The organism is Brevibacterium senegalense, from assembly GCF_000285835.1.
Taxonomy (GTDB): Bacteria; Actinomycetota; Actinomycetes; order Actinomycetales; family Brevibacteriaceae; genus Brevibacterium; species Brevibacterium senegalense.
Genome location: NZ_HE978604.1, coordinates 147,733 through 166,694, shown reverse-complemented (window position 1 = coordinate 166,694; position 18,962 = coordinate 147,733). Strand labels below are relative to the sequence as shown.

Here is an 18,962-nt window from a genome sequence, read left to right as displayed (position 1 = left end):
TCCTGTCCTGACGGTGACCACGCTAGGAACGGCGCATGAAGCGCGGATGATGGGCGGATGAGAGGCCTCTCATCTGCGAGAGGACCGCACCCCGCCCCGTGTCCGCACCGGGCACTAGACTCGGCACGGACACCGAAGGAGGACCTCGACATGGCGCAGAGGATCTCGGGCACCCCGGGGACACTGGGCGAGTCCGCCCCGCAGGACCTCCCCGCGACGGCGGCGGACACCAGCGCGGACAGCCCGTGGCCGGTCAGCCTGCTGGCGCGCAAGATGAAGGACTACATCGACCGCATGTCGACCGTCTGGGTCGAGGGGCAGATCATCGAGATGTCCCATCGCGCGGGTGCCAGCTACCTCACCCTCCACGACACGACGGAGGACATCTCGCTCCCCGTCCAGATCTGGCGCAACGTCCGCGATCGGCTGGACGCCCCGCTCACGGAGGGGTCGCGCGTCGTCGTGCAGGCGAAGGCCAACTACTGGCTGGCCAAGGGCCGCCTCACGATGCAGGCGTACGACGTGCGCGCCGTGGGTCTGGGCGAGCTGCTGGCGCGGCTCGAGCAGCTCAAGCGGATGCTCGCGGCGGAGGGCCTCTTCGACCCCGCCCACAAGAAGCCGCTGCCGTTCCTGCCCGCCCGGATCGGTCTCATCACGGGACACGACTCGGACGCGATGAAGGACGTCATCCGCAACGCGACGCTCCGGTGGCCCGCCGTGGAGTTCGAGGTCCGCAACGCCGCGACCCAGGGCACCAACGCCGTCCCCCAGGTCATGTCCGCGCTCCAGGACCTGGACGCGCACCCGGACGTCGACGTCATCGTCATCGCGCGCGGTGGCGGCAGCATGGAGGACCTGCTGCCGTTCTCCAACGAGGCCCTCGTGCGCGCGGTGCACGCCGCCACCACACCCGTCGTGTCCGCGATCGGCCACGAGGCGGACCGCCCCCTGCTGGACGAGGTCGCTGACCTGCGCGCTTCCACGCCCACGGATGCGGCCAAGCGGATCGTGCCGGACGTCGCAGAGGAGCAGATGGGCATCCTGCAGGCCCGCGCTTCGCTCAACGGCGCACTGGACCGGTTCCTCACCGCAGAGACGCGGGCGCTCGCGGACGTGCGCAATCGGCCCGCGCTCGCGCAGCCGCAGACCATGCTGACAGGCCGCGTGCAGGAGACCGCCACGCTGCGGGCCCGGGCCTGGCAGGCACAGTCCGGGCTCGTCGCGCGTGCGGGGGCGGAGGTGACGCATCTGCGCACCCAGGTGCGCAGCCTCTCTCCGCTCAACACGCTGGCCCGCGGCTACGCGGTCGTCCAGACGGAATCCGGCGACGCCGTCCGCAGCACGGACCAGGTGGCGCCCGGCGATCAGGTGTCCGTCCGGCTGGCAGACGGCCGTCTGGCCGCCCGTGTGCTGGAGACGGCACCGGACCCGCACGGTCCCCGCGCACACGGTTCGGATCCCGCACCGGCGGACACCACCGCAGCAGAACCCACCACCGCAGGAGGCACCCATGACGACTGACAACGACGCCGCAGCGGGCGTCGACGCCCTCAGCTACGAGGAGGCGCGCGAGGAGCTGGTCACGACCGTCCGCACCCTGGAGGCGGGGAACCTCACGCTCGAGGACTCCCTGCGGCTCTGGGAGCGGGGCGAAGCGCTGGCCGACCGCTGCCAGGCCTGGCTGGATGGCGCGAAGGACAGGCTCGAGAAGGCGCGCGCCGCACGCGACGAGCAGTCGGAGGACTGACGCGACGGGTCAGCGACCCGATTCCTGAGTCCCGACGTCGGAGCGTGAGCCCCGGCTTCTCTGCGCTGCGCGGACTCAGCCCTGCGGAGCGGCGTCCTCGTTCGACTCCTCCGCCTGCTCTGCGGGCCGTTCCGCAGCCGCCACCTGGACGGATTCGACGGCGTCGGCGGTCAGCGCCTCCAGCGCGGCCCAGTCCCCGGAACCGGTCATGAGCAGCTGCGTGCCCTCGACCTCGCCCAGCAGGGCGATCTGGGAATCGTCCGTGCCGGCGTACCGCTCGAACGTCACCTCGCCCACCTCTGACTCCCCGGTGGGCGCCAGTTCCTCCAGCTGCGTCTGCGCCCACGCCTCCGGGGTGTCCTGGGCGTCGACCTGCCGCAGGGCCATCCAGTGGCTCGCATCGTCCGCGACGAGGGACACGTACCAGGTCTCCGCGGACGGCGTGCCCTCGTGCCGCAGCGAGGCGGCGTTCGCGTGCCAGCCCTCCGGCAGTGCCGGCACGGCCAGCGCGAACGGGGCCGCCCCCTGTGCGTTCTCCGCCACCGCGACGTGGTCGACCTCACGGGTGATGTCGCCCGACGGCTGCGGCGCCAGCATGAGAGCGCCTGCCACCAGCGCGAAGCACGCCAGCAGCGCGATGACCATGTTGACCCAGTTGTAGTGGCGGCGCAGGACCCGCATCTCCTCGCGCGAACCGGCCTTGGTCCGCGCCAGTGCCTTCTCCCCGGGGAACAGCTCGGGGCCGTCGTCCGGGTTCGCCGGTCCCTCGAGACCGCCGTACCGGGCGGACGACGTGGGGAGGGGCGGACGCGGATCCTGCTTCTGGTCGTTCACACGCCCAGTGTCCCAGCACCCGTGGGGCGGGACCAATCGGCGACCTCCGCCCGGGCGCTCCCGTCCCAGTGGCACAATGAGGGGCATGGCAGACAACAGCCCCGCACCGTCCTCCGCCGAGGCCGCCCCGACCGGTGACCCCAAGGTCCCCTCCTCCTCCGGTCGGGTCGACCTCGACGCCCCGCCCGTCGCCGTCACCGACTCGTGGTCGGAGAGCCTCCGCATCCAGGAGGGCGCCCCGGACCGCAACCTGGCCCTCGAGCTGGTGCGCGTGACGGAGGCCGCCGCGATCGCCGCCGGCCCGTGGGTGGGCCGCGGCGACAAGCTCGCAGCGGACGGCGCCGCCGTCGCCGCGATGCGCAACGTCCTCTCCAGCGTCAGCATGGACGGCACCGTCGTCATCGGCGAGGGTGAGAAGGACGAAGCGCCCATGCTGTACAACGGCGAGCGCGTGGGCGACGGCTCCGGCGCGCGCGTCGACGTCGCCGTGGACCCCGTCGAGGGCACGACGCTGACCGCGCGCGGCATGCCCGGTGCGATCTCTGTCATGGCGGTCTCGGAGACCGGCGCGATGCTCGACCCGTCCGCCGTCTTCTACATGGAGAAGCTGGCAGTGGGCGCGGAGATCGCGGACGTCGTCGACTTGCGCCTGCCGATCGGCGAGAACATCCGCCGTGCCGCGAAGGCGAAGGGCACGGACACGTCGAACATCACGATCACGATCCTCGACCGTCCGCGCCACCAGCAGTACATCGACGAGGTCCGCGAAGCCGGGGCCCGCATCCGCCTCATCACCGACGGCGACGTCGCCGGCGCGATGGCCGCGGTGCGCCCGGGCACCGGCATCGACATGCTCTACGGGATCGGCGGCACCCCGGAGGGCATCATCACCGCGTGCGCGATCAAGGCCCTGGGCGGCGTGATCCAGGGACGCCTGTGGCCCCAGTCGGACGCGGAGCGCGCGGCGGCGGAGGCGCAGGGCCACGACCTCGACGCGGTGCTCACGACGGACGACCTGGTGCGCGGGGACAACACGTACTTCGTCGCCACCGGCATCAGCAGCGGCGACCTGCTGGACGGCGTCCGCTACGAGGGCGACCGCGTCCACACCCACTCCCTCGTCATGCGGTCCACCTCCGGCACCGTCCGCAACGTGTACGCGGAGCACCGCCTGGACAAGACGCACTCGTACGAGGCCGCCGCCCGCGAGGCGCAGAGCAGGGGCCTCGTCTGATGGCCGCCGGCACGAACCAGCCGACAGCAGAGGACGCCGCAGCCGACCGTCGCATCGAGCGAGTGAACCCCGCCCGCCGCTTCCTCACACCCGCGGACGCGCTCAAGGCCGTCCACGAGGGCAACGAGCGCTTCGTGAACGGCACGCCCCTGCACCCCAATCAGGGGGCTGATCGCCGCAGCGCGCTGGCGAACACGCAGGAGCCGTTCGTCGCCCTGTTCGGCTGCTCCGACTCCCGGGTCGCAGCGGAGATGATCTTCGACGTGGGCCTGGGCGAGATGTTCGTCATCCGCACGGCCGGACAGGTCACCGACGGCGTGGTGCTGGGCACCCTCGAGTACGCCGTCGACCTGCTCAGCACGCCCCTCCTCGTGGTCCTGGGCCATGACAGCTGCGGCGCCGTGACCGCCGCGCACCAGTCCTACGAATCCGGCGACACGCCCGGCGGCTACATCGACGACCTCGTCGCCCGCATCATGCCGTCCGTCGCCCACGCCCGCGCGCAGGGCCGTGAGGGCATCCACGGCGCCGTCGCCCAGAACACGATCGACACGGTCAAGCGCATCCCCCAGCGCTCGCCGATCATCAAGCGCGCGCTCCGCGAGGGGCGCCTGGAGATCGTCGGCCTCACGTACCGGCTGGAGGACGGGCGCGTCTCGACCGTCGCCCACCTGGGCCCCATCGTCGACGCCGAGGGCCAGCCCGTCGACCTCCTCACCCGCGGCTGACCGGCCGCCCGCAGACCCACACATCCGCACACCCCCTAGGAGCGAAGGACAGCATGACGCAGGAATTCCGCATCGAGCACGACACCATGGGCGAGGTCAAGGTCCCCGTCGACGCTCTCTACAGCGCGCAGACGCAGCGCGCCGTGGAGAACTTCCCCATCTCCGGCAAGACACTCGAGCGCGAGCACATCGCCGCACTGGCCCAGGTGAAGAAGGCCGCCGCGACCGCGAACGAGGAGCTGGACGTGCTGGACTCCCAGCGCGCCGCCGCGATCCGGACCGCCGCGGACAAGGTCATCGCCGGTGAATACGACGCGCACTTCCCCATCGACGTGTTCCAGACCGGTTCCGGCACCTCCTCGAACATGAACACGAACGAGGTCCTGGCGCAGCTGGCCAACCAGGAGCTCGCGGGCACGGACGTGACCGTCCACCCCAACGACCACGTGAACGCCTCGCAGTCGTCCAACGACGTGTTCCCCACCTCCGTGCACGTCGCCGTCACGAACGCGCTCGTGAACGACCTCAAGCCCGCCCTCGACATCCTCGCGACCTCGCTGGAGAAGAAGGCGGAGGAGTTCCGCGACATCGTGAAGTCCGGTCGCACCCACCTCATGGACGCGACCCCGGTGACCCTGGGCCAGGAGTTCGGCGGCTACGCCGCGCAGGTGCGCTACGGCATCGAGCGCGTCGACGCCTCCCTGCCCCGCGTGGCGGAGGTCCCTCAGGGCGGCACCGCCGTGGGCACGGGCATCAACACGCCGGCCGGGTTCTCCGCCCGCGTCGTCGAGCTGCTGGCGCAGCAGACGGGCCTGCCCATCACGGAGGCGCGCAACCACTTCGAGGCCCAGGCCAACCGCGACGGACTCGTCGAGGTCTCCGGCCAGCTGCGCACGATCGCGTACGGCTTCATGAAGATCAACAACGACCTGCGCTGGATGGGTTCCGGCCCCAACACCGGGCTAGGCGAGATCGCCATCCCGGACCTGCAGCCGGGTTCGTCGATCATGCCGGGCAAGGTCAACCCGGTCATCTGCGAGGCCGCGATCCAGGCGTCCGCGCAGGTCATCGGCAACGACACGACCGTGTCCCTGTCGTCCACGAACGGTGCGTTCGAGCTCAACGTGGGCATCCCGGTCATGGCCGCCAACCTGCTGGAGTCGGTCCGCCTGCTGGCGAACGTCTCCCGCGTCATGGCGGAGAAGATGATCGACGGCCTCACCGCCAACGAGGAGCGCGCCCGCTTCCTGGCCGAGGCCTCCCCCTCGATCGTCACCCCGCTCAACCGCGTGATCGGCTACGAGGCAGCCGCGAAGATCGCGAAGCACGCGGTCGCGAACAAGATGACGGTCAAGGAGGCGACGATCGACCTGGGCTTCGTGGAGAACGGCTCGATCACCGAGGCCGACCTCGACAAGGCGCTCGACGTCACGACCATGATCGGCGACTACCGCTGACCCATCGGGTGCACCGCACCCGCTGAAGCGCCACCGCACGACGACGGCGGCCCCGGCGTGTTCCGGGGCCGCCGTCGTGCGGAGCCGGCCGGGCACCCGGCTCAGGCCAGGTCCGCCTCCTCCAGCACCTCCGTCACGAGGGCGGCGATCGCGGAGCGCTCGGAGCGCATGAGCGTGTAGTGGGCGAAGAGCGGGTGCCCGGCCAGCTTGTCGATGACCGCCGTGATCCCGTCGTGGCGACCCACCCGCAGGTTGTCGCGCTGCGCGACGTCGTGCGTGAGCACGACCCGCGAGTTCTCCCCCAGCCGGGAGAGGACCGTGAGCAGCACCGTCCGCTCGAGGGACTGCGCCTCGTCGACGATGACGAACGAGTCGTGCAGCGACCGTCCGCGGATGTGGGTGAGCGGCAGGACCTCGAGGATGCCCCGGTGCAGCACCTCGTCGATGACGTTCTGGCTCACCAGTGCGCCCAGCGTGTCGAACACGGCTTCGGCCCAGGGGTTCATCTTCTCCCCCTCGCTGCCGGGCAGGTAGCCCAGGTTCTGGCCGCCCACCGCGTAGAGCGGCCGGAACACCTTGATCGACTGGTGGCTGCGGTCCTCCAGCACCGCCTGCAGGCCCGCCATGAGGGCGATCGCGGACTTCCCCGTCCCGGCTCGCCCGCCCAGGCTCACGATGCCCACGGACTCGTCTGTGAGCGCGTCGATCGCGATGCGCTGCTCCGCGGACCGGCCGTGCACGCCGAACACCTGCTGGTCGCCCCGGACCAGCCGGATCCGGTTCTCCCCCACCACCCGGGCCAGACCCGAGCCGCGCGGGCTGGACAGGACCAGCCCGGTGTTGACGACCTCGGCGGCGACCGCGTTCGTGTCCAGCCAGCCCGCGTCGAAAAGGCCGGACATCTCCTCCTCGGTCAGCTCGAGCGTCGACATCCCGGTGAAGCTCGCGTCCGCGGCCTGCTCGTTCCGGTACTCCTCCGCGTGGAGGCCCAGTGAGGCGGCCTTCACCCGCATGGGCACGTCCTTCGTCACGACGACGACGTGCGACCCCTCCGCCTGCAGGTTCCGGGCGACGGCCAGGATGCGGGTGTCGTTCTCCGACCGGTCGAAGGTGCGCGGCAGGTGCGTCGTGTCGATGTGGTTGATCTCGACGCGCAGCGTCCCGCCCTGATCCCCCACGGGGAACGCGCGGTCCAGCCGGCCGTGCGTCTCCCGCATCTCGTCGAGGCGCGCCAAGGCGCGGCGTGCGGTGTACCCCAACTCCGGGTGGTGCCTCTTGCCCTCCAGTTCGGAGACGACCACGAGCGGGATGACCACCTCGTGCTCGGCGAAGCGCATCATCGCGCGCGGGTCGGACAGGAGGACCGAGGTGTCGAGGACGTAGGTGATGGTTGCGCTCACGGGCGAGCTCCCCTTCGGGCTTCGGGTGTCCGAGGCCGTGGTGCCCTGTCCTTCCCCGACGGGCACTGCCCCCGGAGTCGGCTTCCTGCCGACGCTCCCACGCTAACCCGCCCGACCGCGTGGATCGGTCACTGAACCCCCGGGTCGGATGACGTTTCGATGAATGACGGCCGAACCGCCGTGATCGCAGGTCCCGAGGACGGACGTCTGCCGCCGCCCGCACGGGTGGCCCCGGTCCGGTGACCGTCGCCGGTGCCCGGCCGGGGCGGGCCGCTACTTCCCGTAGCGCCGGTTGCGCTCCGCGTATGCGCGCAGCGCGCGCAGGAAGTCCGTGCGGCGGAACGCGGGCCAGTAGGCCTCGCAGAAGTAGAACTCCGTGTACGCGCTCTGCCAGATGAGGAAGCCGGACAGCCGCTGCTCGCCGGACGAGCGGATGATGAGATCCGGGTCCGGCAGCCCCTTCGTGTAGAGGTGCTCGGAGATCCCCTCCTCCGTCACGGACTCGATCGCCTGCTCCAGGCTGCGCCCCTCCTCGAGGCTGTCCTGCAGCAGTTCGCGAACCGCGGCGACGATCTCCTGCCGGCCGCCGTACCCGGCGGCGATGTTGACGCGGATGCGTGCGCGATCGCCGGCGGTCGAGGCCTCCGCCGCGGTCGCCAGTCGTGCGCGCAGCTCGTCCGGCAGCAGCGTGAGATCACCCACCAGGCGCACCTCGCTGCCGTCGCGCCGCGCGATGTCGTCGACCATGTCGCCGATGATCGTCCCCAGGATGCGGACCTCCTCCGCGGACCGCTGGAGGTTCTCCTTCGAGAGGACGTAGAGGGTCACGACCTCGATGCCCAGTTCATCGCACCAGTCGATGAGCTCGACGATGCGCTGCGCACCCATGCGGTGGCCGTCCTCGGTCGTGGTGCCGAACTCCTTCGCCCAGCGCCGGTTCCCGTCCGTGATGACGCCGATGTGGCGGGGCAGTCGACCGGACGGCTCCAGCTCCGCCGCGATGCGCCGGTCGTAGAGCCGGTACAGCCACGAACGAGGCGAGGTCGGCATGGGTGAGTCTCCTCCGGATGTGCGCGGTCCCAGGCGTTCACTCTACTCGGACGCACGGCCACGGGGCGCAGGGCACGGCGGTGCGGACGGCCCTGCCGCGGACGTCTCCCCGTCCTCCCAGTCGGTGCGTCTATGCTCCGAACATGGACGTACTGGACCAGCCCGGCGCCGACGCGCCCGCCCCCTCCGATCCCGCACAGGTCGCGCCCGCGTCCGCCGCGCGCCCCACCCGCGCCTCGCGCCGCAATGTGGCACTGCGCCGGGAGCTCACGAAGCTGGCGGGTCAGATCCGCCCTCGGTGGCGCGGGTGGATCCACGCGGGAGCCTTCCCACTCAGCATCGTGGGCGGTCTGGCGCTCGTGATCGTGTCGCCCACGATCGCTTCGCGGATCGCGGCGGCGCTCTTCACACTCACGGGGATGCTGCTCTTCGGCACCTCCGCCGTCTACCACGCCGGGCGCTGGCGCATGCGCATCCGCCTGCTGCTGCGCCGGATCGACCACGCGAACATCTTCCTCATCATCGCGGGGACGTACACGCCGCTGGCGGTGCTGTGCCTGGAGGGGACGCCGCGGACCGTCCTGCTGGTCGTCATGTGGACTGCGGCGGTCCTGGGCGTCGTCTTCCGGATCGTGTGGACGACTGCACCCCGCTGGCTCTTCGTGCCGGTCTACGTGGGGATCGGCCTGGCCGGGGTGGGCTACGTCCCCGGGATCTGGATCGAGAGCCTGCCGGTGGGAATCCTCGTCGTCACCGGCGGCGCGCTCTACATCATCGGGGCGGTCGTCTACGGCATCAAGCGGCCCAACCCCGCTCCCGCGATCTTCGGATTCCACGAGATCTTCCACACCTTCACGGTGCTGGGGTACGGCTGCCACCTGGCTGCACTGCTGGTCGCGGCCTCGCACGCCTACTGACGCGCGCGGAGCCTCAGCACGGGTGCTCCGGCCAGCCGCACCGCGGCACAGACCCGCGGAGTCTCAGGGCTCCCGGGGGCCGGACTCCCCGTCGCTCCGCGCCTGCGGCGCGTCCGGTCGGATCGATTCGCCGGTCTCCAGATCCACGCCGGTCGACATGCTCTGGTTCTGCGGCCCGGTGCGCGGCGCCCGCTCGACCGGGATCGGATGGTGGCGCACCACGCCCGCTCGCGCGCGCAGGCGGCGCTGGCGGCGCAGCAGGCTGCGTCCCAGCAGGACCACCGCTGCGGCCAGGAAGAACGTGAAGAGGAAGCCGATCGTCCCCGGTGTCACGGCCTCCGCATCCGGGTAGCCCGTCTCCGTGGGCTCCGCGGTCGCGGCGACCAGCTGCACCGTCATCAGCTGCACCGAGGTCATCGTGCCTCCTCGAGATCCTGCGTCTCCTGCGTGGACCCGGTCTGCGCCGGCTGCGTATCCTCCGGCATGAGGTCGTCCGGGACGACGTCGCCGTCATCGTCCGTCACGCCCGCGAACAGGTCTGATTCGAGGAAGTTCTGCTCGCGGTCCAGCGGCGGCCGGCCCGTGCGATCGATCGCCAGCTCGAACTCCTCCGTCCGCCAGAGGCGGCGCGCCTGGGCACGGCTGCCGAAGAAGAAGCCGCCGTTGGGGTCGATCTGCGTCGCGTGCGCGATGAGGGCGCGATCCCGCACCTCGAAGTACTCACCGCTGGGCACGCGGGCCGTCAGCCACGTGTGCCGCTCCGCATCGCGCTCCGTGAGCCACTCGAGCTGCTCCTCGAACGGCGACTCGTCGCCCTCCGCGACCATGAGCTCGTGGATGCGCAGGAACTTGTGGGCGGAGAGGTCCTGGTTGTAGTAGGTCTTCTGCACGGTCCACGGCTCGCCCAGCTCCGGATTGGTGCCCGCCTGGCCCGCCTGCTCCACCGCGACCATCGACACGTCGTGCGTCCGGATGTGGTCCGGGTGGGGGTAGCCGCCGCGCTCGTCGTACGTCGTCATCACGTGCGGGCGGAAGCGGCGCAGCACGGACACCACCGTGCGGGCGGAGACCTCGATCGGGACGCGGTAGAAGCTGCCGCGCGGGGTCAGCTCGTCCGGGTCGCCGTCCGGCAGTCCGGAGTCGACGTAGCCGGCCCATACGTGCTCCACTCCCAGGGTCTCCGCGGCCAGCGCCATCTCCGTCCGGCGCAGACCCGCGATGTCGCGGGTCGCGGCGGGTGACTCCTCGAGGGCGGGGTTGAGGATGTCGCCGGCCTCGCCGCCGGTCATCGTGAGGACCAGCACGCGGGCGCCCCGCGCCGCGTACATCGCGCTGGTCGCCGCGCCCTTCGAGGCCTCGTCGTCCGGGTGCGCGTGCACGGCCAGGAGACGGAGCCCGGCGTAGGGCTGCGAGGAGTGGGAACGATCCCGCATGGACGAAGACCTCCAAAGATGCAGTGCCGCGCGGTCGAACGCGCGAGAAGACCGACTCCCAGGGTAGTCGCCGCACTCCCCCGGCACCCAATCCGCACACGTGCGTTCGCGCACGCAGCGTGCCCTCATGCAGGTTCGCGCTGCCCGGTCTGAGACAATGGGTGCGTGACGACAGCAGCCGATCTCCAGTCCCGCTACGGGGGGCGCGCGCCGCGGATCCAGCACGAGCGGACGCACCGCAGGCGCCTCTCCCGCCCCGCCGTCATCGGCATCGGCGCAGGACTCGCGGCGGCGATCGGGGTCGCCGCCTGGTACGGCTTCGCCCCCAGCCCCACACCTGACGGCACGGTCACGATCAGCTACGACGTCGTCGACTCGACCCTCACCCGCACGACGATCGGCGTCTATCCAGACGCTCAGCGCGAGATCACGTGCTCCGTCCGCGCTGTCAGCGAGCACGAGGCCGTCGTGGGCTACACGGAGGTGACCGTCCCCGCGGATCCGCAGGCGGACGGCGCCAGCCCGATCACGGTCTCCGCGGACATCAGCACGACGCAGCTGGCGTCGAGCGGCCACCACGAGTCCTGCTGGTACGCGGACGACCCGCGCTTCTGAGAGACCCCGCCGCGCAGGTCCACCGCGGCCTCGCACCCCCACTGCTTGCCGATCCCACGGGTTCCGCAGTAGCATAGGTCACTTACGGATCGATCCCGGGAGGCGTCCGCCCCCGGGATCATTCACTGTCACGCACGGGCTGCAGGCCCGTCTCACCGGGCCCGCAGATCCTGCGGGCCTGACGCACACGAGGAGGATCCATGACGGAAGAGATCACCGGCGAGGAGACCTGGCTGAGCCAGGAAGCCTTCGACCGTCTCTCCAAGGAGCTGGAAACCCTGCAGGGCCCTGGTCGTGCGGATATCGCAGAGAAGATCGATGCCGCGCGCGAAGAGGGCGACCTCAAGGAGAACGGCGGCTACCACGCCGCGCGCGAGGAGCAGGCCAAGATCGAGGCCCGCATCCGCCAGCTCGAGCACCTGCTGCGCCACGCCACCGTGGGCGGGACCAGCGGCGACCTCAGCACGGCCTCGCCGGGCACCGTCATCACCGCGACCGTCGCGGGTCGCGAGATGCGCTTCCTCCTGGGCTCGCGCGAGATCGCCGGCGAGGACACGGAGATCGACGTCTTCTCCGAGGCCTCCCCGCTGGGTGCGGCCGTCAACGGCACCAAGGTGGGCGAGTCCACCTCGTACGAGGCGCCCAACGGCAAGTCGATCGCCGTGACCGTCGACAAGGTCGAGGCCTTCGGCTGACCCGCTCCCACAGCACCTGAGACGACGAGGGGCCTCCGCGAATGATCGCGGAGGCCCCTCGTCGTCTCTGATCCGGCGCCCGGCCTCGGCTCAGGCTCGCATGTCGACGCAGGCTCAGGCCGGGGCGGGACCCGCCGTCTCAGCGCCCGTCGTCGTCCGAGGCCGGGGTGCCGCCCTCCGGCGCGTCCGCCCCCCGGGTCGACGAGGCGGAGGGCTCCTCCGCACCCCCATCCGCTGCCGCTCCGCCCACCGCGTCTCCGTCAGCACCGTCCGCCTCCGCGCTGCGGAACGTCGAACGGCCGGGATCGCGCGCGCCGGCCGCGGCCGCTCCCGCAGCGGCGGCTCCGTGCGCATCGGAGCCGGACTGCGGCGCTGCGGCACCGACCGTCTCCCGCGCCGAGCCGTCCGCGGCGTCTCGGCCCTCCCCGTCGTCAGCCACCTGCCTGTCCGGCACATCGGTCGCGACCCCGGTGTCCTCACCGGCGAACACGTCGTCCCCGGCCAGGTAGCGCACGACCGTGTTGACGACCGCGATGAGCGGCACCGCGAAGAGCGCGCCCACGATGCCGAAGAGGAAGCCACCGGCGGCGACGGTCAGGATGACCGCCAGCGGGTGGACGCTCACGGCCTTGCCCATGATGAACGGCTGGAGGACGTTGCCCTCGATCTGCTGCACCAGCAGGACGACGCCCAGCATGATGAGCGCCGGGATGAAGCCCTGCGACACGAGGGCGACGATGACGGCGATCGCGCCCGTCACGACCGCACCGACGATCGGGATGAACGACCCCATGAAGACGAGCAGCGTCAGCGGGATGGCCAGCGGGATGCCGATCGCCAGCGCGCCGATGCCGATGCCGATCGCGTCGACGGCGGCCACGATGATCTGGACCCGGACGTACTGGACGAGCGTCTGCCAGCCGCGCAGCGCCGCACCCTCCGTCCGCGCGCGGGCCGGGCGCGGCATGAGTCGGACCGCCCAGTTGAACATGTTGCGGCCGTCGTACAGGAAGAAGAACGCGGCGACGAGCGCCAGCAGGGTGCCGGTCGCGAAGGAGCCCACGGACGACACGGCACCGGCGGCACCGCCCACCAGATTGCTCGCGTTCTCCTCGAGGTAGGTGAGCCCCTGGTCCAAACCCTGGTCCAGGTACTGCGCGGTGATGCCGGAGTCCAGGCCGAAGGGGTTCGAGTTCAGCCACATCGTGATCGTCGAGACGCCCGCCAGCACCTGCGTCCACAGGGCGCCGAAGCCCGCGACGATCTGCTGGCCCACCAGCGCGATCGTGCCCAGAACCAGGAGGAGGAAGCCGATGAATACGGTGGCCGCGGACAGGGCGCGCGGCCATCCCTTGCGCACCAGGAACGAGTGGATGGGGCTCAGCAGCGCCGCCAGCAGCAGCGCGATGAGCGCCGGCAGCAGCACCTGGGACACCTGCGACAGGAGCCACAGGAGGACTCCCACCGCGGCCAGGATCACGATCGTGCGCCAGCTCCACGCGGCCGCCAGTCGGAACGGCGGGGACACGTACGGCTCGTAGGCGCCGCGCCCCAGCTCGTCCTCCGTAGGCTCCGCGAAGGTCATCGGGCCGGTGGGCGGCGCGCCCAGGTAGGAGCCGCCGGGCTGCTGAGCGGCATCGTCGCGCAGATTCCGGAAGCCCTGCCAGGCCCCGCGGATGCGCTGGGTGAAGTCCGCTCGCCGTTCATTCGCCATGACGCCAGACTATACGCTCGGGACGCTAGGCTGACGGTGCGATCCGCTCCGCCCGGGAGCACGCGAACGGAAGCGGGAGGGAACACTGTGCGACGCAGGACCGCGGTGACCCTCACCACCACGATCGCCGCACCCGCGGTCCTCCTGGCGACCGGTTCGCTGCTGCTTCGCCTCCAGTCCTCCCGTCTGCGTCGCGGGTTCACGGAGGCCGCCCGGGGGTTCGACCCGCCGGGCCTGCGCACGGTGGCCCACCCACCGGGAGCTCCCGCTCCGCAGGCCCCCGCCGCCGACACCGCGACCACCGGCACCATGCCCCCCGAAGACGGCGCGGACGCCCCCACGGGCACCGCCGCCTCCCTCGTCGTTCTGGGCGACTCGTGGTTGGCCGGCTCCGCCCCCGCGGACCCCGCCCGACTGCTGAGCCGCGGCCTCGCCTCCCTCCTGGGCATGCCGGTCCACCTCACCGCACTCGCGGAGCCGTCCGCCCGCGCCGAGTCCCTCAGCACCCAGATCGACCGCGCCCTGGCGGACCCCCACCTGGCGGAGCGCGGTGGCCCCCGCATCGCCGTCCTCTCGATGGGCACGGCGGACATCCTCTTCCCCGTCACCGGCTCGATCACGCTGGGCGTCCTGTCCTCTGCCCTGTCCCGCCTGCAGCGTGCGGGCTTCGCGACGGTCCTCCTCTGCTGCCCCAACCTCAGCAGCCTGCCCGGGATCCGGAACCCGCTCCGGACGGTCATGCGCCGCTCGTCGCGGGTGCTCGCCGGTTCGCAGTGGCTGGCGGCCCTGTCCGCCGGCGCACTGCCCCTGTCGCTCACCCGCATCCTGTCCGGCACGTCCCACATCGGACTCGTCGACGAGTCCGGCCTGCGCCCCAGTCCACTGGGCCGCAGGCAGCTGGCCGCCGCGGTCCTGCGCGCGATCGCGGACCGGCTGGACCTGCCCCGCCGCAGCACACCCACTCCGGAGGACGCATGACCCGCCTGCTGCTCGCCTCCGGCTCCCCGTCCCGCCTGCGCCTGCTGCGCGAGGCGGGGATCACGCCGCTCACCGCCGTCCCAGCCGTCGACGAGGAGGCCCTCGAGGCCGCGCACCCGCAGGCCACCGTCCGCGAGCTCGTCACGCTGCTGGCCCGCGCGAAGGCGCACGCCGTGCTGCCCCGTGTGCCGGCACTCCTCGCGGACGAGGACACCGCCGCCGAGGTCGTGGTCGTCGCGTGCGATTCCGTCCTGGAGCTCGAGGGGTCGCCGGTGGGCAAGCCCCACACGGCGGAGCGCACCCGGGCCCTGTGGCAGCGGATGGCGGGCTCCTCCCCCGTCCTCTGGAGTGCCCACTGGGTGGGCGTCCTCACCCGCGACACGGCCGATTGCGGCGATGCCACCGGTCCCGGCGACTCCGCCCGCCCCGCCGAGGCGGACGGACCCGACCGGGCGGCGGCGGGCTGGCGTCTGCGGGACAGTCGGGAGGCGGCCGGGCAGACGCGCGTGCACCTCGCCTCGCCCACGGAGCGCGAGCTCGAGGACTACATCGCGACCGGTGAGCCGTTCGAGGTCGCCGGGGCCCTCACGATCGACGGCCTGGGCGGTGCGTTCGTGCGCGGCATCGAGGGCGATCACCACAACGTCATCGGCCTGAGCCTGCCGCTGCTGCGCGATCTGCTGGCGGATCTGGGCGTGCCGTGGACGTCCCTGTGGAATCGCCCGCCCGCCTGAACCGCACGGGCGCGACACGCCCGGACCGGCACTCGTGGCGGCGAGAATCGCCCTCCCGCGTTTTGTCTCCCATCGACAACGCGGCATTGGACTTCCCTATATTCGTCGAGGCAGTGACCCCCGTGTGCGCCCGCACACATCCGCTGGACGAGGAGACCCGATGACCGCAGCGCCCGCAGCATCGCAGGAGACCCGGACGGAGACCCTGCGCCCCGTGCGCCGGGTCCTCATCGCGAACCGGGGCGAGATCGCCCTGCGCATCGTCCGCGCCTGCAAGGACCTGGGCATCGCATCCGTCGCCGCCTACTCGGCCGCGGACGCGGACGCCCGCTTCGTCACCCTGGCGGACGACGCGTACAAGCTGGAGGGCCGCACGGCCGCAGAGACCTACCTGAGCATCCCCACGCTCATCGAACTGGCGCACCGCTCCGGTGCGGACGCCGTCCACCCGGGCTACGGCTACCTGGCGGAGAGTGCGGAGTTCGCCGCCGCCGTCGCCGAGGCCGGGCTCACCTGGGTGGGCGCCCCGCCGGCCGCGATCCGTGCGCTGGGCGACAAGGCCGGCGCCCGCGAGGTCGCCCAGGCCGTGGGCGCCCCGATCGCGCAGGGCTCGCCCGGACCGGTCGCGACGATCCGCGAGGCCGCCGAGGTCGCGGGCCGGATCGGCTACCCCGTCGCTATCAAGGCCGTCCACGGCGGAGGCGGCCGCGGCTTCCGCACCGCGGCGGACGAGAACGCCCTGCCGGCCGCCTTCGAGGCCGCGTCCCGCGAAGCGAAGGCCGCCTTCGGCCGCGGCGAGTGCCTCATCGAGCAGCAGATCGTCCGCCCCCGCCACATCGAGACCCAGTGCCTGGCGGACGAGCACGGCACGGTCCGTGTGCTCTCGACACGCGACTGCACCCTGCAGCGCCGCAACCAGAAGATCCTCGAGGAGGCCCCGGCCCCGGGCCTGGAGCCCCAGCAGGAGCAGACGCTCATGGAGGCCTCGCAGCGGATCCTCGCCCACGTGGGCTACGTGGGGGCCGCGACGTGCGAGTTCCTCCTGGGGGCGGACGGTCGGATCACCTTCATGGAGGCCAACGCCCGCATCCAGGTCGAGCACACGGTCACGGAGGAGATCACGGGGGTCGACCTCGTCGCCTGGCAGCTGCGGATCGCGGCGGGCGAGGCGCTGCCGGAGTCGTTCGACGCCCCGCGCGGCCACGCCTTCCAGTTCCGGATCAACGCCGAGGACCCCGCGCACGGCTTCGTGCCGGTCACCGGCACCATCACCGGCTACCGCGAGCCCGCGGGCCCCGGCGTCCGCATGGACTCCGGTGTGGGCGCCGGCACGACCGTGGGAGCTGACTTCGATCCCATGCTGGCGAAGCTGATCGTCTGGGGCCCGGACCGCGCCACCGCGCTGGCCCGCAGCCGTCGCGCGCTGGACGAGTACGCCGTCGAGGGCGTCTCGACGCTGCTTCCCCTGCACCGCAGCCTCGTCGACGCCCCGGACTTCTCCGGGGAGCAGCTGCGGACCACGACCCGCTGGCTCGAGGAGGACTTCATGCCCGCCTGGGCCGCGGACCGCGCACCCGCCCCCTCCGAGGACGCGGGCGAGCCCGCGGAGCAGGTCGAGGTCGTCGTCGAGGTCGACGGCCACCGCCTCGTCGTCACCGTTCCCGCGGAGCTGGCCGCGCCCGCCGCCCGCCCGCAGCGCAGCCGTCGCGTGACACGCCGTTCCGCACGGGCCGCCGCTGCGACCGGCACCCTCACCGCCCCCATGCAGGGGACGATCGTCGCGGTCGACGTGGCGCCGGGCGACCGGGTGGCCGCCGGCGACCGGCTGGCCGTCATCGAGGCGATGAAGATGGAGCAGCCGCTCACCGCCGCGCACGATGCGGTCGTCCGCGCCGTCGCCGTGGGACCGGGAGCGGGCGTGCGCTCCGGCGACGTCCTCGTCGAGTTCGAGGCCTGACCCGCGCGACGGCCTCTCAGGCCTGGTGCCGGTGCAGCTTGCGCGCGGCCTCGGTGATCGACCCCGTGAGCGAGGGGTAGACGACGAAGGACTGGGACAGCTGGTCGACGGTCAGCCGGTTCTCGACCGCCATCGTGATCGGCAGGATCAGCTCGCTGGCGCGCGGTCCCACGACGACACCGCCCAGCACGGAACCGGAGCCGCGGCGGCAGAAGATCTTGACGAAGCCCTCCGTGATGCCCAGCATCTTCGCGCGGGCGTTCGTGTGCAGCGGCTGGGTGACCGTCTCGACCTCCGATGCGTTCTCCCGGAAGTCCGACTGCGTGAAGCCCACCGTCGCGATCTCCGGCGATGTGAAGACGTTCGACGCGACATTGCGCAGACGCAGCGGGAAGACAGCGTCGCCCAGCGCGTGGAACATCGCGATCCGCCCCTGCATCGCCGCGACCGAGGCGAGCGGCAGCACAGCCGTGCAGTCGCCGGCCGCGTACACGCCGGGAACCGAGGTCCGGGAGACGCCGTCGACGACGATGTGGCCCGAATCCTCGAGCGCGACGCCCACGTCCTCGAGTCCGATCCCGTCCGTGTTGGGGACGGAGCCCACGGCCATGAGGCAGTGGGTGGCGCGGACGATGCGGCCGTCGGCCAGGGTCACGACGACCCCCTCGCCGTCCGGGTCGCGGACGACGGAATCCGCACGGGATCGCGACAGGACGTTCATGCCGCGCGAGCGGAAGACGGACTCGAGCACCTCGGCCGCGTCCTCGTCCTCGCCGGGCAGCACCCGATCGCGCGACGACACGAGGGTCACCTTGCTGCCCAGGGACCGGTACGCGGACGCGAACTCCGCACCTGTGACGCCGGAGCCCACGACCACCAGGTGGGGAGGGAGCTCGTCGAGCTCGTAGAGCTGCGTCCACGTGAGGATCCGCTCGCCGTCCGGGACCGCGGTGGGCAGCTCGCGCGGGTGCGCGCCCACCGCGACGAGGATCGTGTCCGCGGCGAGGTCGTACTCCGTCCCGCTGTCCTCGACGACGTGGACGGAACCCCGACCGGCCAGACTCGCGGTGCCGCGCACCAGCTTGACGCCCGCACGCGTGAGGCCGTCGCGGATGTCGTCCGCCTGCGCCTCCGCCAGCCCCATGATCCGCTCATTCATCGCACCCAGGTCCGGAGCGACCGCGGACTCGGCGTCACCGCCGCGCACGCGCAGGCCGAAGCCCTCGGCTTCGTTGATGGACCCCATCACCTCCGCCGTCGCGATGAGGGACTTCGAGGGGACGACGTCGGTGAGCACAGCGGAGCCGCCGCAGCGGTGCTTCTCGATGAGCATGATGTCGGCGCCCAGCTGCGCGCCGATGAGCGCGGCCTCGTATCCGCCGGGTCCGCCGCCGATGATGACGACACGGTTCTGCGAGCGATCCAGTACGTTCTTCACGCCCACATTCTGTCAGAGCACGCCGCGCCGG

18 protein-coding genes are annotated in these 18,962 nt (G+C 71.9%); 11 read left to right on the top strand and 7 right to left on the bottom strand.

Annotated features, from left to right (window positions below; translation table 11 throughout):
* Positions 1–150: 150 nt before the first annotated feature.
* Both xseA and HGBR_RS10090 read left to right on the top strand, forming a co-directional pair.
* Entirely contained in the window at positions 151–1,521 is a 1,371-nt protein-coding gene (gene xseA / locus HGBR_RS10095; RefSeq protein ID WP_019159223.1) for an exodeoxyribonuclease VII large subunit, read from the top strand.
* Entirely contained in the window at positions 1,511–1,747 is a 237-nt protein-coding gene (locus tag HGBR_RS10090; RefSeq protein WP_019159222.1) for an exodeoxyribonuclease VII small subunit, read from the top strand. The genes xseA and HGBR_RS10090 overlap by 11 nt, the downstream gene beginning before the upstream one ends.
* Positions 1,748–1,822: 75 nt before the next feature.
* On the opposite strand, the gene HGBR_RS18920 is transcribed toward HGBR_RS10090, so the two are convergent.
* Positions 1,823–2,581: a DUF4245 domain-containing protein gene (locus tag HGBR_RS18920; protein ID WP_019159221.1), complete on the bottom strand. Its 759-nt coding sequence runs from the start codon at positions 2,579–2,581 to the stop codon at positions 1,823–1,825.
* 85 nt (positions 2,582–2,666) lie between these two features.
* Here HGBR_RS18920 and glpX point away from each other — a divergent pair, with 85 nt between their 5' ends.
* Genes glpX through HGBR_RS10070 form a run of 3 tightly spaced genes read left to right on the top strand, consistent with a single transcriptional unit; the run spans position 2,667 to position 6,000 of the window.
* On the top strand, positions 2,667–3,815 hold the full coding sequence (gene glpX, locus HGBR_RS10080; protein ID WP_019159220.1) for a class II fructose-bisphosphatase: 1,149 nt from the start codon (positions 2,667–2,669) through the stop codon (positions 3,813–3,815).
* Positions 3,815–4,543, top strand: coding sequence for a carbonic anhydrase (locus HGBR_RS10075; protein WP_019159219.1), 729 nt, complete (start codon positions 3,815–3,817; stop codon positions 4,541–4,543). Before glpX ends, HGBR_RS10075 begins: the two co-directional genes overlap by 1 nt.
* A 53-nt stretch (positions 4,544–4,596) precedes the next feature.
* The gene (locus HGBR_RS10070) at positions 4,597–6,000 is read left to right on the top strand and encodes a class II fumarate hydratase (RefSeq protein WP_019159218.1); all 1,404 of its coding nucleotides are present in this window, start codon (positions 4,597–4,599) and stop codon (positions 5,998–6,000) included.
* Between the two features lie 101 nt (positions 6,001–6,101).
* Here HGBR_RS10070 and phoH2 read toward each other — a convergent pair whose 3' ends face one another.
* Positions 6,102–7,400 (bottom strand): RNA 5'-3' helicase PhoH2, encoded by a 1,299-nt coding sequence (gene phoH2, locus HGBR_RS10065; RefSeq protein ID WP_019159217.1) that lies wholly within the window; start codon positions 7,398–7,400, stop codon positions 6,102–6,104.
* A 273-nt stretch (positions 7,401–7,673) separates the two neighbouring features.
* Complete coding sequence (gene uppS / locus HGBR_RS10060) at positions 7,674–8,450, bottom strand: polyprenyl diphosphate synthase (protein WP_019159216.1); 777 nt, start codon at positions 8,448–8,450, stop codon at positions 7,674–7,676.
* A 143-nt stretch (positions 8,451–8,593) separates the two neighbouring features.
* Between uppS and trhA the strand changes: the two genes are divergently transcribed.
* Entirely contained in the window at positions 8,594–9,367 is a 774-nt protein-coding gene (gene trhA / locus HGBR_RS10055; protein ID WP_019159215.1) for a PAQR family membrane homeostasis protein TrhA, read from the top strand.
* A 63-nt stretch (positions 9,368–9,430) separates the two neighbouring features.
* Here the strand turns inward: trhA and HGBR_RS18915 are convergent, their stop codons facing one another.
* Complete coding sequence (locus HGBR_RS18915) at positions 9,431–9,784, bottom strand: hypothetical protein (protein WP_019159214.1); 354 nt, start codon at positions 9,782–9,784, stop codon at positions 9,431–9,433.
* Positions 9,781–10,800 (bottom strand): mycothiol conjugate amidase Mca, encoded by a 1,020-nt coding sequence (gene mca / locus HGBR_RS10045; RefSeq protein ID WP_019159213.1) that lies wholly within the window; start codon positions 10,798–10,800, stop codon positions 9,781–9,783. Before mca ends, HGBR_RS18915 begins: the two co-directional genes overlap by 4 nt.
* 165 nt (positions 10,801–10,965) lie before the next feature.
* Here mca and HGBR_RS10040 point away from each other — a divergent pair, with 165 nt between their 5' ends.
* Positions 10,966–11,415 (top strand): DUF4307 domain-containing protein, encoded by a 450-nt coding sequence (locus tag HGBR_RS10040; RefSeq protein ID WP_019159212.1) that lies wholly within the window; start codon positions 10,966–10,968, stop codon positions 11,413–11,415.
* Positions 11,416–11,615: 200 nt separating this feature from the next.
* On the top strand, positions 11,616–12,110 hold the full coding sequence (gene greA, locus HGBR_RS10035; protein ID WP_019159211.1) for a transcription elongation factor GreA: 495 nt from the start codon (positions 11,616–11,618) through the stop codon (positions 12,108–12,110).
* Positions 12,111–12,249: 139 nt separating this feature from the next.
* Here greA and HGBR_RS18910 read toward each other — a convergent pair whose 3' ends face one another.
* On the bottom strand, positions 12,250–13,824 hold the full coding sequence (locus HGBR_RS18910) for an AI-2E family transporter (RefSeq protein WP_019159210.1): 1,575 nt from the start codon (positions 13,822–13,824) through the stop codon (positions 12,250–12,252).
* A gap of 105 nt (positions 13,825–13,929) precedes the next feature.
* Between HGBR_RS18910 and HGBR_RS17460 the strand changes: the two genes are divergently transcribed.
* From HGBR_RS17460 to HGBR_RS10015, 3 genes are all read left to right on the top strand, one after another.
* Positions 13,930–14,802: an SGNH/GDSL hydrolase family protein gene (locus tag HGBR_RS17460; protein WP_019159209.1), complete on the top strand. Its 873-nt coding sequence runs from the start codon at positions 13,930–13,932 to the stop codon at positions 14,800–14,802.
* Positions 14,799–15,536, top strand: coding sequence for a Maf family protein (locus HGBR_RS10020; protein ID WP_019159208.1), 738 nt, complete (start codon positions 14,799–14,801; stop codon positions 15,534–15,536). Before HGBR_RS17460 ends, HGBR_RS10020 begins: the two co-directional genes overlap by 4 nt.
* Before the next feature lie 160 nt (positions 15,537–15,696).
* Positions 15,697–17,493, top strand: a complete 1,797-nt coding sequence (locus HGBR_RS10015) for an acetyl/propionyl/methylcrotonyl-CoA carboxylase subunit alpha (protein WP_019159207.1) — start codon at positions 15,697–15,699, stop codon at positions 17,491–17,493.
* A 16-nt stretch (positions 17,494–17,509) separates the two neighbouring features.
* Here the strand turns inward: HGBR_RS10015 and HGBR_RS10010 are convergent, their stop codons facing one another.
* Positions 17,510–18,931, bottom strand: a complete 1,422-nt coding sequence (locus tag HGBR_RS10010; RefSeq protein WP_019159206.1) for an NAD(P)H-quinone dehydrogenase — start codon at positions 18,929–18,931, stop codon at positions 17,510–17,512.
* Positions 18,932–18,962: the final 31 nt, after the last annotated feature.

What these genes read in the sequence shown, in the direction of transcription:
- xseA (WP_019159223.1), top strand. Translation starts at nt 151, where the DNA reads ATGGCGCAGAGGATCTCGGGCACCCCGGGGACACTGGGCGAGTCCGCC.
- HGBR_RS10090 (WP_019159222.1), top strand. Translation starts at nt 1,511, where the DNA reads ATGACGACTGACAACGACGCCGCAGCGGGCGTCGACGCCCTCAGCTAC.
- glpX (WP_019159220.1), top strand. Translation starts at nt 2,667, where the DNA reads ATGGCAGACAACAGCCCCGCACCGTCCTCCGCCGAGGCCGCCCCGACC.
- HGBR_RS10075 (WP_019159219.1), top strand. Translation starts at nt 3,815, where the DNA reads ATGGCCGCCGGCACGAACCAGCCGACAGCAGAGGACGCCGCAGCCGAC.
- HGBR_RS10070 (WP_019159218.1), top strand. Translation starts at nt 4,597, where the DNA reads ATGACGCAGGAATTCCGCATCGAGCACGACACCATGGGCGAGGTCAAG.
- uppS (WP_019159216.1), bottom strand. Translation starts at nt 8,450, where the DNA reads ATGCCGACCTCGCCTCGTTCGTGGCTGTACCGGCTCTACGACCGGCGC.
- trhA (WP_019159215.1), top strand. Translation starts at nt 8,594, where the DNA reads ATGGACGTACTGGACCAGCCCGGCGCCGACGCGCCCGCCCCCTCCGAT.
- HGBR_RS18915 (WP_019159214.1), bottom strand. Translation starts at nt 9,784, where the DNA reads ATGACCTCGGTGCAGCTGATGACGGTGCAGCTGGTCGCCGCGACCGCG.
- mca (WP_019159213.1), bottom strand. Translation starts at nt 10,800, where the DNA reads ATGCGGGATCGTTCCCACTCCTCGCAGCCCTACGCCGGGCTCCGTCTC.
- greA (WP_019159211.1), top strand. Translation starts at nt 11,616, where the DNA reads ATGACGGAAGAGATCACCGGCGAGGAGACCTGGCTGAGCCAGGAAGCC.
- HGBR_RS18910 (WP_019159210.1), bottom strand. Translation starts at nt 13,824, where the DNA reads ATGGCGAATGAACGGCGAGCGGACTTCACCCAGCGCATCCGCGGGGCC.
- HGBR_RS10020 (WP_019159208.1), top strand. Translation starts at nt 14,799, where the DNA reads ATGACCCGCCTGCTGCTCGCCTCCGGCTCCCCGTCCCGCCTGCGCCTG.
- HGBR_RS10015 (WP_019159207.1), top strand. Translation starts at nt 15,697, where the DNA reads ATGACCGCAGCGCCCGCAGCATCGCAGGAGACCCGGACGGAGACCCTG.